Source organism: Nonomuraea mangrovi, assembly GCF_042681425.1.
GTDB classification, from domain to species: Bacteria; Actinomycetota; Actinomycetes; order Streptosporangiales; family Streptosporangiaceae; genus Nonomuraea; species Nonomuraea mangrovi.
This window is the reverse complement of record NZ_JBHUFV010000036.1, coordinates 126,665-137,094: the sequence shown is the minus strand read 5'-3', so window position 1 is coordinate 137,094 and position 10,430 is coordinate 126,665. Positions and strand designations below refer to the sequence as shown.

13 protein-coding genes and 1 pseudogene are annotated in these 10,430 nt (G+C 70.2%); 9 read left to right on the top strand and 5 right to left on the bottom strand.

Features of this window, described 5'->3' with window-relative positions; all coding sequences use genetic code 11:
- Positions 1 to 23: 23 nt before the first annotated feature.
- Positions 24 to 866 carry a hypothetical protein gene (locus ACFSKW_RS25585; protein WP_379574954.1) on the bottom strand — a complete coding sequence of 281 codons (843 nt, stop codon included), beginning with the start codon at positions 864 to 866 and terminating at the stop codon, positions 24 to 26.
- A gap of 238 nt (positions 867 to 1,104) precedes the next feature.
- On the opposite strand from ACFSKW_RS25585, the gene ACFSKW_RS25580 reads away from it, so the two are divergent.
- Positions 1,105 to 1,494: a TraR/DksA family transcriptional regulator gene (locus ACFSKW_RS25580; RefSeq protein ID WP_379574953.1), complete on the top strand. Its 390-nt coding sequence runs from the start codon at positions 1,105 to 1,107 to the stop codon at positions 1,492 to 1,494.
- Between the two features lie 27 nt (positions 1,495 to 1,521).
- Here ACFSKW_RS25580 and ACFSKW_RS25575 read toward each other — a convergent pair whose 3' ends face one another.
- Together ACFSKW_RS25575 and ACFSKW_RS25570 are read right to left on the bottom strand one after the other, a co-directional pair.
- Positions 1,522 to 2,238, bottom strand: coding sequence for an ABC transporter permease (locus tag ACFSKW_RS25575; RefSeq protein ID WP_379574952.1), 717 nt, complete (start codon positions 2,236 to 2,238; stop codon positions 1,522 to 1,524).
- A complete protein-coding gene (locus tag ACFSKW_RS25570) occupies positions 2,235 to 2,948 on the bottom strand; it encodes an ABC transporter ATP-binding protein (protein WP_379574950.1) in 714 nt (237 codons plus the stop codon). Before ACFSKW_RS25570 ends, ACFSKW_RS25575 begins: the two co-directional genes overlap by 4 nt.
- A gap of 151 nt (positions 2,949 to 3,099) precedes the next feature.
- On the opposite strand from ACFSKW_RS25570, the gene ACFSKW_RS25565 reads away from it, so the two are divergent.
- Complete coding sequence (locus tag ACFSKW_RS25565; protein ID WP_379574949.1) at positions 3,100 to 4,227, top strand: sensor histidine kinase; 1,128 nt, start codon at positions 3,100 to 3,102, stop codon at positions 4,225 to 4,227.
- A complete protein-coding gene (locus tag ACFSKW_RS25560; protein WP_379574947.1) occupies positions 4,224 to 4,871 on the top strand; it encodes a response regulator in 648 nt (215 codons plus the stop codon). The genes ACFSKW_RS25565 and ACFSKW_RS25560 overlap by 4 nt, the downstream gene beginning before the upstream one ends.
- An 8-nt stretch (positions 4,872 to 4,879) precedes the next feature.
- On the opposite strand, the pseudogene ACFSKW_RS25555 reads toward ACFSKW_RS25560, so the two are convergent.
- Positions 4,880 to 5,275 (bottom strand): annotated as a pseudogene (locus ACFSKW_RS25555) (amidohydrolase family protein); the annotation flags it as partial.
- Between ACFSKW_RS25555 and ACFSKW_RS25550 the strand changes: the two are divergent.
- The 3 genes from ACFSKW_RS25550 (at position 5,159) to ACFSKW_RS25540 (ending at position 7,430) form a co-directional block, all read left to right on the top strand.
- Positions 5,159 to 5,605, top strand: coding sequence for a LysR substrate-binding domain-containing protein (locus tag ACFSKW_RS25550; RefSeq protein ID WP_379574945.1), 447 nt, complete (start codon positions 5,159 to 5,161; stop codon positions 5,603 to 5,605). The pseudogene ACFSKW_RS25555 and the gene ACFSKW_RS25550 sit on opposite strands and share 117 nt — an antisense overlap.
- Before the next feature lie 70 nt (positions 5,606 to 5,675).
- The gene (locus ACFSKW_RS25545) at positions 5,676 to 6,830 is read left to right on the top strand and encodes a phospholipase D-like domain-containing protein (protein WP_379574944.1); all 1,155 of its coding nucleotides are present in this window, start codon (positions 5,676 to 5,678) and stop codon (positions 6,828 to 6,830) included.
- A gap of 66 nt (positions 6,831 to 6,896) precedes the next feature.
- Positions 6,897 to 7,430 carry a flavoprotein gene (locus ACFSKW_RS25540; protein ID WP_379574943.1) on the top strand — a complete coding sequence of 178 codons (534 nt, stop codon included), beginning with the start codon at positions 6,897 to 6,899 and terminating at the stop codon, positions 7,428 to 7,430.
- Between the two features lie 3 nt (positions 7,431 to 7,433).
- Here the strand turns inward: ACFSKW_RS25540 and ACFSKW_RS25535 are convergent, their stop codons facing one another.
- Complete coding sequence (locus ACFSKW_RS25535) at positions 7,434 to 7,976, bottom strand: TetR/AcrR family transcriptional regulator (RefSeq protein ID WP_379574941.1); 543 nt, start codon at positions 7,974 to 7,976, stop codon at positions 7,434 to 7,436.
- Between the two features lie 57 nt (positions 7,977 to 8,033).
- On the opposite strand from ACFSKW_RS25535, the gene ACFSKW_RS25530 reads away from it, so the two are divergent.
- The 3 genes from ACFSKW_RS25530 to ACFSKW_RS25520 are packed head-to-tail and all read left to right on the top strand — an operon-like array spanning position 8,034 to position 10,422.
- Positions 8,034 to 9,809 carry an MDR family MFS transporter gene (locus tag ACFSKW_RS25530; RefSeq protein ID WP_379574940.1) on the top strand — a complete coding sequence of 592 codons (1,776 nt, stop codon included), beginning with the start codon at positions 8,034 to 8,036 and terminating at the stop codon, positions 9,807 to 9,809.
- Positions 9,806 to 10,180: a hypothetical protein gene (locus ACFSKW_RS25525; protein WP_379574939.1), complete on the top strand. Its 375-nt coding sequence runs from the start codon at positions 9,806 to 9,808 to the stop codon at positions 10,178 to 10,180. Before ACFSKW_RS25530 ends, ACFSKW_RS25525 begins: the two co-directional genes overlap by 4 nt.
- Positions 10,177 to 10,422, top strand: coding sequence for a hypothetical protein (locus tag ACFSKW_RS25520; protein ID WP_379574937.1), 246 nt, complete (start codon positions 10,177 to 10,179; stop codon positions 10,420 to 10,422). The genes ACFSKW_RS25525 and ACFSKW_RS25520 overlap by 4 nt, the downstream gene beginning before the upstream one ends.
- Positions 10,423 to 10,430: the final 8 nt, after the last annotated feature.

The following is a 10,430-nucleotide window of genomic DNA, read 5'->3' as shown; positions in this document are numbered from 1 at the left end:
AGATCGTCTGGGGGGAAGCTGCCTTACTGCTGCACCGGCCACGGGGTCACCACGCGGACCCACGGGTGCCAGAAGGTTTGGCCGTCCAACCGAAATTCCTGCTGTTCCGCGTGGTCCGGATATCCGTATTCCGTGTCCAGACGGTCGGTGGTGCCGCGCGCTCCGCGTTTGCACCGGTCGCCCGTGTAGACGGCCTTCGTCATGACGAATGCCTTGGGGAACAATTCCCCGCTGAGTTCGTAAAGGAAAACCTTTAACCGGGCCTTGCATCCGTCGCAGGGGCCGATATTGCCGACCAGAATGACGGTCACCGAATAGGGATGGCTGTCCCATGCCTGGAGCGCCTGGTACGCCGCCACCTCCCAGCGGTCGGTGTCGGCCTGCCATGCGCGCTCGTGGGCCGGGCTCCAGATCTGCGGGGGCAGCGGATCCAGCCCGGAGCGCAGCCGCTCGTACTCGCGGGCCCGCAGGTCCGACGCTCCGCTCTCCCGGCTGTTCCGCCAGGCCTGATGCTGCTGGACGATCTGTTCCCTCATCAGGGCCCGGTCCCGCTTCCAGCCGTTCAGCCAGCGCCAGGCCTGTTCCAGGCTGACCACCTCGGAGTCGGCCAGCGAGACGTTGGCCTCCTTGTCGGAGACGTAGTAGGGCCTGCGAGGGTGACGGACGCCGGGCTTCGAGTCGGTGAGCGCGTAGTGCAGGTTCTTGCCCGCCACCTCGTAGCCGTCGTAGCCGCTGTACGGCTGGGTGCGGTGCACCAGCACGTGGTCGAACAGGATGAGGGCCTCGGAGAAAACCCCTTTCTGTTCCCTCGCGATTCTCTGGTCTATGGCGCGGAGGCTGTCGGTGATCGCCCATTGCTCGTTCAATGCGCTACCCCCAGAGTCGTCCGTGGATGCTCGATTTCACCATTTCCGGCGGGAACGTGATTGTCAAGCGATCGATTCTCCTGAACGCGGTGCCATAGGCGAATTTCTCTCGCATTTCTGCGGAGTGCGTATGAATGCAGGACTCCGGAGCCGATGGGCCGGCCGTGATGTCATCGCATCTCCCGGGACCTGGTGAAGGAGCTGCGAATAGCCTGGTGGGGAAGATGAGGGAGCCATGATGACCGAACGCCATCGGGACGCCGCGCTTTCCCCTTCGGAGCAGGCGACCATCCGAGAACTGCTCGACGCCGACTTTCGGCAGACCGCGGCCCGCATCGCCATGCTGGGCCGCGACCGGGCCGAGATCGTCGAATCGTCGGCGCTGACGGGCTCGGACGACGAGCACGACCCTGAGGGAACGTCCACCGCCTTCGAGCGGGCCCACGTCCAGGCCCTGCTCGACCAGGCCGTGACACACCTCGCCGACCTGGAACTCGCCTTCGAGAGGCTCCGCGACGGCACCTACGGGACCTGCGCGACATGCGGACGGCGCATCGCCGTCGAGCGCCTGATGATCCTCCCCGCCGCCACGGCCTGCGTCACCTGCGCCTCGGGCCGCCGCCGCTGACCTGGCCGAGGCGCCGGTGCCATGCGGTCACGTCACATCCTTGCGGATCACGCGCACCACACCGGCCGTCATCGGGGCGACGATCCACAGGAGCGCCGACACGGCCAGCCGCGCGGCGTCGCCGCCGTTCACGTCACCGGCCGTCAGCGGTGCGGTGGCGTGACCCAGGTCGAGCCATCCGGCCACGAAGGCGCCGGTGGGGCCGAGCCCTCCCACGACGCTTCCCAGGAACGGGGCCGACAGGCAGATCACGATCGCGGCCGGCGCGTTCAGGAGCAGCATGCCCAGGGCGAGCCCCATCCCGACCACGAGGACGTTCGTCGCCGTCCAGCCCAGCAGGGCGAGCGGCGCGACCTCCCAGGTGGCGGGGACGTCCTGAACGGCGGCCACGACCGCCGTCACGGGCACCGCGACCAGCATCGCGAACAGTGCGGCGGCCACCGCCGCGACCAGCGGCGGCAGGCACTTGGCCACCAGCACCCGCGATCGCCGCGGTTCCAGCGCGAACGTGGTCAGGGCGGTCCGGTGGCTCCATTCGCCGGTCACCGAGAGGATGCCGAGGACGGGCAGCAGCGTCCCGAATCCGACGCCGGCGGTGCCGACCAGCGTGTGCAGCCGCGGACCTGAGACGACGCCGCGCGCGGTGATGGCCGCGACGGTCAGCGCGATCAGGATCGCCGTCATGATCTTGCCGCTGCGCGTGTCGAAGAGCTTGCGGGTCTCGACCGCCAGCAGCCGCGTCATGCCGCGCTCCGGTCGGCGTGGGCGGTCAGGTCGAGGAAGGTCCGCTCGAGGCCGCGGCCCCTGCTGAGCTCCTCGACGGTGCCCTGGGCGAGGACGCGGCCGCGGCCGATCATCACGATCCGGTCGGCGACCCGCTCCACCTCGTGCAGCAGGTGCGAGCTGAGCAGTACCGAGCAGCCCGCGTCGGACAGCCCGCGCAGGAGCCCGCGCATCCACTGGACGCCCTGGGGATCGAGCCCGTTGGCGGGTTCGTCCAGGACGAGCACCGCGGGCCGGCCGAGGAGGGCGTGTCCGATGCCGAGACGCTGCCGCATGCCGAGCGAGTAGCCGCCGACGGTCCGCCTGCTCTCCTTGCCGCTCAGCCCGACCAGGTCGAGCACTTCGTCGACCCGCGACCTCGGCAGGCCGAGCGTCATCGCGCCCAGGGTCAGGATCTCCCGCCCGGTGCGGCCCGGGTGCTGCGCGGCCGCGTCGAGCAGCGTGCCGACCTGGAAGCCAGGCCGGTCCAGTTCGGCGTACGGCCGGCCGAGCACGGTCGCCGAGCCCGAGGTGGCGCGGCAGAGCCCGACCAGGACGCGCATGGCCGTCGACTTGCCCGCGCCGTTGGGGCCGAGGAAACCGGTGATGCTGCCAGGCCCGACGGTGAAGGACACCTCGTCGAGTGCCTTCACACCCTTGTAGACCTTGCTGACATGACTGAACTCGATCATTGGTCCAGTTCACCGGAGCGGAGGCCACCGGTCATCGGACCCAGGGTCAGAGCCGGCGCCCCTGTGGTGGACCTGCGGCCATCGGGATGGAGACCCAGGTCGCTAAGACCTCGGCCCGGTCGTCCATAGGCTGTGGGCTGTGCGAGGCCGTATGGGGAACCTGAACCAGTGGGGCGTCGCGCTGTGCGCCGTGCTGCCGATGCTGTTCTTCGGCGCCATCCTGGTCGTGATCGTCCTACGGGATCCGGACCGGCTCGGGTGGGCGCTGGCCGACGTGGCGCTCGGCGTGACAGGGCTGGCGCTGATGCGGTGGCGGAGCAGCCGGCCGTGGCCGGTCGCGCTGGCGACCGCCCTGCTGACCGTCTTCTCCACGACGGCGACCGGCCCCGCCATGGTCGCCTACGTGTCCCTGTGCACGCATCGCCGGTGGCGCCGGATCGTCCCTGTCGCGCTCGTGTCGCTGCTGGGGCCCGCGGTCAGCGGCAGCTGGGACGGCATCACCCAGGCGACCATCGTCTCCGCGGTGACGGAAAGCATCGTCCTCGGCGGGCTGACGGTCTTCGGCCTGTACCTGCGCGAGCGCCGTGACCTGGCAGCCTCGGAGCGGGAGGCGGCACTGGCCGCGGAGCGCGAGCACCTGCAACGGATCGAGCAGGCCAAGCTGGCGGAACGGGCCAAGATCGCCCTGGAGATGCACGACGTCCTGGCTCACCGGATCTCCCTGCTGTCGATGCTCGCCGGCGGCCTGGCGTACCGGAAGGACCTCACCGCCGAGGAGACCCGCGAGATCGCGCTGGCGATCCAGGAGAGCGCGCACGAGTCGCTCAACGAGCTGCGCACCGTGCTCGGCTCGCTCCGGCGCGACGGCGCGCTGGAGGCGCCGCAGCCGAGCCTGTCCGACGTGGCGGCCCTGTTCGACGAGGTGCGCGCCGCGGGTCAGAAGGTGGACGTGGACGACACCATCGACGGCAGGGAACTGCTGCCGACGCAGACAGGCCGGCACGCGTACCGGATCGTGCAGGAGGCGCTGACCAACGCGCGCAAGCACGCGCCGGGCAGCAGGGTGACGGCCGAGCTCGGCGGGCGACCAGGTGAGGGCCTGCGCATCAGGGTGAGCAACCCGGCACCCTCCGGGTCGGCCGCGGGGCCCGGTGGGAGGATGGGCCTGGTCGGCCTGGCCGAACGGACCCGGATGGCCGGCGGCACCCTCAGCCACACGATCCAGGACGGACGCTTCGTTCTCGACGCCCGCCTGCCATGGGAGGCTCCCGCACCGTGACCCGACTGGTGATCGTGGACGACGACGCGATGGTGCGCACCGGGCTGCGCCTCATCCTCGGCGGCGAGCCCGACCTGGAGATCGTCGGCGAGGCGCAGGACGGCCGGCGGGCCATGCGCGTGATCCGCGACCTCAGGCCGGACATCGTGCTGATGGACATCCGGATGCCGGAGCAGGACGGGCTGACCACCACCGAGCTGCTGCTGGCCTGGCCCGACCCGCCCAGGATTCTTGTCCTCACCACCTTCGACGCCGACGACATGGTGTTGCGGGCGCTCGAGCTGGGCGCGGACGGCTTCCTGCTGAAGGACACGCCGCCGCCGAGGATGATCGAGGCGGTCCGGGCGGTGGCGCGAGGGGAGCCGGTGCTGTCGCCGAGCGTCGCCCGGCAGGTGATCGCCGCGGCCACCGGCGGGCGCGAGCCGCAACGGCCAGATGCGCAGCGGGAACTGGCCAGGCTCACCGAACGGGAGCGAGAGGTCGCGATCGAGGTGGCCAGGGGCAGCTCGAACGCGGAGATCGCGGAACGTCTCCACCTGAGCGTCGCGACCGTGAAGGCGAACGTCACCAGGATCTTCGCCAAGCTGGGCACGGACAACCGGGTCCATGTCGCGATGAAGGTGCGCGACGCCGGTCTGCTCTGACGGAGGGCTCAGGCGGTCCTGGTCCCGCTCGCCGTATCCGGGTCGTAGCGGTAGACCTCGCGCCCGCTGATCAGCACCCGCAGCGCGCGGCTCATCACGTCGAGCGGGTCGCCCGACCACAGCACCACGTCACCGTCCAGGCCTGGCCGCAACGCGCCCACCCTGTCGTCCAGGCCCATGATCGTGGCCGGGGTGGTGGCGATGGCGCGGAGCGCGGTGTCGCGGTCGAGCCCCTCTTTGACAGCGAACGTCGCCTGGTGGACGAGGAAGTGGATCGGGACGACGGAGTGGTCGGTGGTGATCGCCACCCGTACGCCGGCGGCGGCCAGCAGTCCCGGGTTGCGCAGGGTGCGGTGCCGCAGCTCGACCTTGGTCCTGGTGTCGATCAGCGGGCCGCTGACGACGACCCGCTGCCTCTGGTGCTGTTCTCGCAGCCCTGCCAGTGGCGGCAGCCGGTGCTCGACGCGCTGGGCCGTCACGGGCGGCGGTGGCGGGTCGCCTTCCAGAGCACCAGCGTGCACGCCGTCCAGGCGGCGGTCTCGGCCGGGATCGGCGTCGGGGCGCTCCTGGTGGACAACGTCCCGCCCGGCGCCGTCAGGCCGTCCGAGCAGCAGGGGCTGCCGCCGGTGCCGATGGTCGACGTCGCCATCTCCCGCCGCGCAGGCACCGACACCGACGAGGCGGTCGACAGCCTGGAACGCCTGCTTCGCCGTAGGTTCACGGGGAGCCGGTGACCGTACGGCGCCGCGCAGGCGCGGATCTCGGATGCTTGTCTGACACCTCGTGTAGTGGAACGCTTACCGTATGACGATGTTCGCCGACGGCAAGATCGAGGCCTTCGTCGGGCCGGCCGAGCTGGGCGCGGCCGACAACCTCGAGCAAGTGATCATCGATTTCATCGACGGCGCCCAGCGATTCCTGGACATCGCCGTGCAGGAGCTCGACTCCGAGCCCATCGCGCAGGCCGTACTCAACGCCCGCTTCCGCGGCGTGAACGTCCGCATGGTGCTGGAGCAGGACTACCTGGTCACCGGAAAGCTGCCGAAGATCACGCCGAGGGCGGGGGAGGACGAGCTCGCCGCCCGCCGGCGTGTCCAGTGGGGCGAGGAGACCGGCAGCCGCAGCCTGGAGCCGAACAGGAGGATCCTGGCCGCGCTGCTGCGCTGCAACGTCGACGTGAAGGCCGACTACAACCCCGCGATCTTCCACCAGAAGTTCATCATCCGCGACTTCCGCGAGCGGGCCCTGCCCACGTCGGCGATCCTGTCGGGGTCGGCGAACTTCACCCACACCGACTGCCACCGCAACCTCAACCACGTCGTGATCTTCCATGACGCGCGGATCTGCCTGACGTACACGACCGAGTTCAACCAGATGCGGGCGGGCCAGTTCGGCCGCGGCGCCCACGGCAAGGTTCCCGCCGCCTACAACCTCAACGGGATCCCGGTGAAGGTGCTGTTCGCCCCCGACCACGCGCCCGAGCTGGAGATCATGAAGCAGATGCTCAAGGCCGTCAACCGCGTCGACTTCGCCATCTTCACCTTCTCCGGCTCCTCCGGCATCGACGACGCCATGATCGCCCTGGCGTCGGCCAGGAAGACCGTCACCGGCGCCATGGACCCCGGGCAGGGTGCGCAGACCTGGGCGGCCACCCACGACCTGGACCGCGCGCACATCGAGCTCTACTTCCCGAAGCGCAGCCCCGCGTTCGGCAAGCTCCACCACAAGCTCATGGTCATCGACGAGGCCACGGTCATCGCGGGATCGTTCAACTACACCGAACCGGCCAACAACTACAACGACGAGAACATCTTCGTCATCGGCAGCCCGTATCCCGACCTGCCCAAACGCGAGGGAGGCCCGGTCGATCCCGCGGCCTGCGCCGAGCTCGCCCGCTTCTTCAGGATGGAGATCGAGCGCATCGAGGCGGCGGGCGAGCGCTTCATCGGGGAGGGCTGAATCGAGTGGCGGGGACGGCAGGCTAGCCTTCTGGTCGCACGACGTCGACCTGGGCGGGAGAGCCGGATGAGCAAGGTCCTGTACGTGATCGTGTGCGCGGCCGTCCCGGCGGGCGAGGTCGGACGGCTGGTCACCATGGCGCAGGACGAGGGGTGGATCGTCCAGGTCGTCGCCACCCCTTCCGCGCTCGGCTTCGTCGACGTCGCCGCGCTGGAGGAGCAGACCGGCCGTCCGGTACGCAGCAGGTACCGCAGGCCCGACGAGCCGAAACCGCCGAGGGCGGACGCGATCGTGGTCGCGCCCGCGACGTTCGACACGCTCAACAAGTTCGCCATGGGGGTCACGGACACCTACGCCCTCGGCGTCCTCGCCGAGGCCCCCGGGCTCGGGATCCCGGTCGTCGTGCTGCCGTTCGTCAACAGCGCGCTGGCCTCGCGGGCGCCGTTCGTCAGGAACGTGGCGAGCCTGCGGGCCGAAGGGGTCGCCGTGCTGCTGGGGCCCGGCGAGTTCGAGCCGCCTCCCGCCGACGCGGACGGCGACCACGCGGCGGCCTTCCCGTGGGCGCTGGCCCTGGCCAGGCTCGGCGACCTGGCCCGTTGAGTCTCACCGCAGGCAGGCCTCGAACACCGCGGTCAGGCGGTCGACGTCGTCCGACGAGGGGTCGGACGGCCCGAGCAGCCGCCGTAGCGACCCGATCCCCAGGAAGACGGCCGTCGCCATGCGGGCGCGCGCCAGTGCGTCGTCGCCGCCCAGCCTGGCGGCCAGCGGCTGCACGACCGCGGTCCTGAGCCGCTCGGTCATGAGCGCCTGCACCTCCGGATCGCCCGCGGAGCGCTCCAGCGCGCGGAGGATCGGGCTCTCAGGGTCGGCGTGCATGCGCTCGCCCGCGTACTCGGCCAGGCGCCGGGGAAGTCCGGCCACATCACCGTCCAGGACCCGCGCGACCGACCGCTCGCCCGCCAGCACCTCGCCGAACAGTCCGGCCTTCGAGCCGAAGTACCGCCCGACCAGCGCGATGTTCGCGTCGGCCGCCGCGGCGATCATGCGTACGGTGACCTGCTCGTAGCCGTGCTCGGCGAACAGCGCGCGGGCCGCCGTGAGCAGGCGTTCCCTGGTCGCCTCGCGATCTCGCAGCCGCACTTCCATGGCTGAAGCCTAACCCCACTTGCCGAGCGGCTAGTAAACAAACGTATACTCCGATTCATGGCACAAAGCAGGCAGTACTCCCACAGAGAGATCCTCGAGATCATGTCGGGGCTGATGCTGGCGATGCTCACCTCGATGATCTCGACCTCCGTGGTGGGTACGGCGCTGCCGACGATCGTGGGAGAGCTGGGCGGACAGGAGCAGTACTCCTGGGTCGCCTCGGCCACGATGCTCACGATGACCGTGTCGACGCCGCTGTGGGGCAAGCTGTCCGACGTCTACGGCAGGAAGCTGCTCTTCCAGATCTCCCTCGGCCTCTTCGTCGCCGCCTCGCTGGCCGCGGGGCTCTCACAGGACATGGGCCAGCTCATCGCGGCCCGAGCCGTACAGGGACTGGGCGTCGGCGGACTGTCCGCGCTGTCCCAGGTGATCCTCGGCGACATCGTGCCCCCGCGCGAGAGAGGGCGCTACTCCGGCTACATGGGCGCGGTCTTCGGCATCTCCACGGTCGCGGGCCCGCTGCTCGGCGGGTTCATCGTGGACGCCGACTGGCTGGGCTGGCGCTGGTGCTTCTACGTCTGCATCCCGTTCGCGATCGTCGCGTTCGCGGTGATCCAGAAGGTGCTCCGGCTGCCCAAGGTCAAGCGGAACACCTCGATCGACATCTGGGGTGCCACAACGATCACCGCCAGCGCGAGCGCGCTGATGCTCATGCTGACGCTCGGCGGCCACGAGTTCGAGTGGAACTCCTTCTGGACCTACTTCCTCGGCGCCGTCGCGGTGGTCATGCTGCTGCTGTCGGTCTTCGCCGAGCGGGGCGCGCGCAACCCGATCCTGCCGCCCAGGCTGTTCCGCAACAGGACGTTCGTGCTGACCAGCACCGCCTCGCTCTTCGTCGGCATGGCGATGTTCGGCGCGATGATCTACCTGCCGCAGTACCTGCAGATCGTCAAGGGCATGAGCCCGACGGCCTCCGGCCTGATGACGCTGCCGATGGTGTTCGCGCTGTTCCTGTCCGGCGTGATCTCCGGCAAGATCGTCACGAACACCGGCAGGTGGAAGATCTTCCCCGTCATCGGCCTGTTGCTGGTCGCGGTCGGCCTGTTCATGCTCTCGCGGCTGCACGTCGACTCGGAGCAGTGGCTGATCGGCGTGGACGTGGCCGTGCTCGGCATCGGGCTCGGCCTGTCGATGCAGATGCTCATCCTCGCCGCGCAGAACGGCTCCGAGCCGCGCGACATGGCCGCCACCACCTCGGGCGTGGCGTTCTTCCGCTCGCTGGGCGGCGCGGTGGGCGTCGCCGCGTTCGGCGCGATCCTGTCCAACAGGCTCAAGGACGAGATGGCCGAACTCATGCGGGCCGCCCACGTCAGGCCGACCGGCGGCTCGCTCACCCTCGGCAGCCCCGCCGCCATCCAGCAGCTGCCGGAACCCGTCAAGGGCATCGTGCTCGAAGCCTTCACCAGAGGCCTGGAGACGGTCTTCATGGTCGGCGTGCCCATCGCGGTCCTGGGCTTCTTCGCGGTGCTGTTCCTGAAGGAACTGCCGCTCCGAGGGAACGGCCCCGCCGAGGCCCCGCCCGCGCCGCCCAGCAAGGACGACCTGGTCCTCGCCGGCCTGCTGCTCGAACTCATCGCCCAGCGCGTCGAGCACGCCAACGGAACGACCTCCGCCCTGGTCGCCGCGGTCGCCAGGATGGCGCCGCCCGACGACCTGCCCGAACGCGAAAGGGCCCGCGCCGTCGCCAACGACGTGCTCCGCCCCACCTCCCGCGCGCTGCTGGCCCAGGCCACGCCGCACGTCAACAGAGTCACCGAAGGAGTCGCACCATGATTCGCAGGTTCGTGGGCGCCGTCGCGGCGGCCCTGGCGTTGCTCGCCGGGCTGTGGCTGATGATCGCGCCCTTCGCCCTCGGCACCCAACCCGAGGCCGACGACTGGATCGACGCCACAGGCACGGAGTTCTTCACCGGGCTCGGCGTCGCCGTGATCGGCCTCGTGGGCGTGGCGGCGTTCGCCGCCGCCATCCACGAGGACCTCGTCGCCCGCGGTCTGGTGACCGTACGGCAGCGCGCTCCCGAACCTGAGCCGATCGCCCAGCCCGCGCCCGCGGGCACCTCGTCGGCCGAACTGGCCACCATGCTCGCCCCGCTGGTCGAGGCGTTGCGCGAAGACCTCACCACCACGAACGGACACCGGCGATGAGATCCACCCTTGGCGTTTCCGCCCTCGCACTGCTGTTCATCGGCGGCCTCTGGCTGGTCGCCGCCCCCTTCGCGGTCGGCTACCAGCCGCGGGGCGACGAATGGACCGACGCCACCGTCAACGACGTGTGGGTCGGCGGGCTGCTGGCCGGAGGCGCCTTCGTCGCCCTGGTCGCCTACGCGGCCGACGCGCTGCGCGAGCTGGCCCGCCGCGGGCGGCACGCCGTGGACACCACCCACTAAGAGCGTGC

What these genes read in the sequence shown, in the direction of transcription:
- ACFSKW_RS25580 (WP_379574953.1), top strand. Translation starts at nt 1,105, where the DNA reads ATGACCGAACGCCATCGGGACGCCGCGCTTTCCCCTTCGGAGCAGGCG.
- ACFSKW_RS25575 (WP_379574952.1), bottom strand. Translation starts at nt 2,238, where the DNA reads ATGACGCGGCTGCTGGCGGTCGAGACCCGCAAGCTCTTCGACACGCGC.
- ACFSKW_RS25570 (WP_379574950.1), bottom strand. Translation starts at nt 2,948, where the DNA reads ATGATCGAGTTCAGTCATGTCAGCAAGGTCTACAAGGGTGTGAAGGCA.
- ACFSKW_RS25565 (WP_379574949.1), top strand. Translation starts at nt 3,100, where the DNA reads ATGGGGAACCTGAACCAGTGGGGCGTCGCGCTGTGCGCCGTGCTGCCG.
- ACFSKW_RS25545 (WP_379574944.1), top strand. Translation starts at nt 5,676, where the DNA reads ATGACGATGTTCGCCGACGGCAAGATCGAGGCCTTCGTCGGGCCGGCC.
- ACFSKW_RS25540 (WP_379574943.1), top strand. Translation starts at nt 6,897, where the DNA reads ATGAGCAAGGTCCTGTACGTGATCGTGTGCGCGGCCGTCCCGGCGGGC.
- ACFSKW_RS25535 (WP_379574941.1), bottom strand. Translation starts at nt 7,976, where the DNA reads ATGGAAGTGCGGCTGCGAGATCGCGAGGCGACCAGGGAACGCCTGCTC.
- ACFSKW_RS25530 (WP_379574940.1), top strand. Translation starts at nt 8,034, where the DNA reads ATGGCACAAAGCAGGCAGTACTCCCACAGAGAGATCCTCGAGATCATG.
- ACFSKW_RS25525 (WP_379574939.1), top strand. Translation starts at nt 9,806, where the DNA reads ATGATTCGCAGGTTCGTGGGCGCCGTCGCGGCGGCCCTGGCGTTGCTC.
- ACFSKW_RS25520 (WP_379574937.1), top strand. Translation starts at nt 10,177, where the DNA reads ATGAGATCCACCCTTGGCGTTTCCGCCCTCGCACTGCTGTTCATCGGC.